Source organism: Nocardia sp. NPDC046473, from assembly GCF_040645995.1.
Classification (GTDB): domain Bacteria; phylum Actinomycetota; class Actinomycetes; order Mycobacteriales; family Mycobacteriaceae; genus Nocardia.
In genome coordinates this window covers 1-2867 of record NZ_JBEYZJ010000034.1, presented here as the reverse complement: position 1 = coordinate 2867, position 2867 = coordinate 1, and the positions used below count along the sequence as shown (strand labels likewise).

The 2867-nt window shown below is 68.3% G+C and carries 1 protein-coding gene; it reads right to left on the bottom strand.

Annotated elements, in window-relative coordinates; all coding sequences use genetic code 11:
• Positions 1-2822 (bottom strand): SDR family NAD(P)-dependent oxidoreductase (locus tag ABZ942_RS43790; protein ID WP_357392276.1); only part of this gene is annotated, 2822 nt, incomplete at its 3' end.
• Positions 2823-2867: the final 45 nt, after the last annotated feature.

Genomic DNA, 2867 nt, shown 5'->3' with positions numbered 1-2867 from the left:
GGGTCATACAGAAACTCCACATCCCAACCACGATCAACCGGAAACTCCGAAATACCCTCCCGCCCCTCAACTACCAAACGCCACAAACCCTCCGGAGACCACACCTCACCCGGAAAACGACACGCCATACCCACAATCGCAATCGGCTCGTCCGCGACCGCCGTTGTGGTGGTAGCCGCGCTCGACCGAGCGGTGTCCACCAGCTCCGCCACCAGGTGATGCGCCAGTTCCGCCGGCGTCGGATAGTCGAATACCAGGGTCGAGGGCAGCCGCAGCCCGGTGCTGGTCTGTAGGGCGGTGCGTAGTTCCAAGGCGGCCAGTGAATCGAAGCCGAGTTCCTGGAAGCTGCGTTGCACGTCCACCGTTTCCGGCCCGGCATGACCCGACACCCTGGCGGTCTGTTCGCGCACCAGGTCGAGCACCGTACGCAAGGCCTCGGCCTCGCCCAGCGTGGCAAGGCGGGCACGCAGGCGGTCGGCCCCGCCGGATCCGCCGGCGGCCCGGCGCGCTGATACCGGGATCAAACCACGAAACAGCGACGGCACCTCGCCGCCGAACCTGGAACGCAGCCCAGCCAGGTCCAACTTCACCGGAAGGGCCACGGCCGCACCGGAACCCAGCACCGTATCCAGCAGGCCGAGGCCCTCGTCGATGGACAGCGCCACCACACCGGAGCGGACGCCGCCCGCGCCCATGCCGGACTCGGTATCCCACAATCCCCATGCCAGCGATACCGCAGGCAAGCCACGAGCCCGGCGGTGCTGCGCCAATCCGTCCAGAAACGCGTTGGCCGCCGCATAGTTCGCCTGCCCTGGGCTGCCCAAAGTGCCTGCGGCAGAGGAGAACAGAACCAGTTGCGCCTGCGGGCAGAGCTCGTGCAGGTGCCATGCTGCCACCGCCTTGGCCCGCAACACCACTGCCAACTGTTCCTGCGAAAGTGACTCGAGCACACCGTCGTCCAGCACACCGGCCGCGTGCACCACGGTGGTCACGGTCTCGCCGGCCAGCGCTTGTTCGAGCGCGTCCCGGTCGGCCACATCGCAGGCAACCAGGCGGACCCGTGCGCCAAGGGCAGTCAGCCGGGCGGCCAGGTCGTTCGCGTCCGGTGCTCGGTTACCGCGACGCGAAAGCAGCAGCAGTTCCCGGGCGCCCCGGACGGTGACCAGATGCTCGGCAACATACGCGCCGAGCGCGCCGGTGCCGCCGGTGATCACCACCGTGCCGTCGAGCGGCGTCGGATCCTCGGCCGCGATGGCCCGCATCCTCGCCAGTCGCGGTGCCCACACGACTCCGTCACGCACGGCGAGTTCTGTTTCGCCGAGGGCGATCAGGCGCTGCCACTCGCCGTCGACGGCACCATCGATCACCATGAGTCGGCCGGGGTGTTCCGCGTCGGCCGACCGCACCAAGCCGCAGACCGCGGCCTGCACCGGATCCACGTCCTCCCCGGCGACCGACACCGCGCGCTCGGTCAGCACCACCATCCGGGAATCGGCCGATGCCGGACGCGCCAACCACTTTTGCAGCCAGGTCAGCACCGCACCGGTGACATCCTCCAGTGCACCCGACGGGCAACGCACACCAACCACAGCCGGCGCGGCACCGGCCAACTGATCCAGATCGGTGCACTCCACGGCATCGGGCACCGGCTCGCCTGCGCTCGGCAATCGAGTCCAGTCCACCCGGAACAAGTCATCCTCGGCACGGCTGAGCTGCGTGGCCGCGATCGGCCGCACCACCAGCTCGCCCACCGACACAATCGGGACACCGTCCGCATCGAACAGGTCGACCGAAAGGGCCGTGTCACCCCGCAGCCGCAGCCGTACCCGGGCGGCACGGGCGCCGACCGCGTGCACGGCCACCGCCGACCAGGAGAACGGCAACCGGACCTGCCGGTCGTCGGGGTCGATGGTCAGCGACAGCGGATGCAGGGCGGCGTCCAGCAGGGCCGGATGCACACCGAATGCGCCGGTGTCCGTGTCCTCATCGAGTTCGACCTCGGCGAAGATCTCTGCACCAGAGCGCCATACGGCCGTCACCCCCTGGAACACCGGACCGTAGGCCAGACCCGCGGACGCAAGCTCGGGATACAGGTCGTGCACTGCGAGTTGGGTGGCGCCCTCCGGCGGCCATACCGTGAGTTCGGTTGCGGGCCCCTGGATTACCGGGTCGAGTCGACCGGTGGCGTGGCGGAGCCATTCGTCTTCTTCGGACTCGTCGCGGGAGTAGATACCGAGGGGGCGGGCACCGTCCGCGTCCGGTACACCCACCACGACCTGCAACTGTCGGCCGCCCTGCGCGGGCAACACCAGGGGCAGTTCCAGGGTGAGTTCGGCGATCACCGGGCAGCCGATGCGGGCTCCAGCGTGGACGGCGAGTTCGACGAAAGCGGTGCCGGGCAACACAACTGCGCCGTGCACCGCATGCTCGGCCAACCACGGATGCGTACGCAACGACAACCGACCGGTGAACACCGTCTCACCAGAGACCGGCATGACCAACTCAGCGCCCAGCAACGGATGCCCCGCCCCGCGCTGACCCAGGCCCACCGGATCACCACCAGCAGACACACCATCGAGCCAATAACGAGTGTGCTGGAACGGATACGTCGGCAACTCCACCCGAGCGGCCACCGGCACCAACGCCGAAACATCAACCCGCACACCATCAGCCCACAATGCCGCCACGGCCGACACCACCGTGACCGTCTCATCGTGATCAGCGCGCATCGCCGACACCAACAACCGATCCACACCCGACACACTGTCCGCAGCCATCGGGGTCAGCACCGCGGCCGGACCCAACTCGATAAACCGAGTCACACCAAGCCGCTCAGCCCCACGCACCGCATCCACGAACCGAACCGG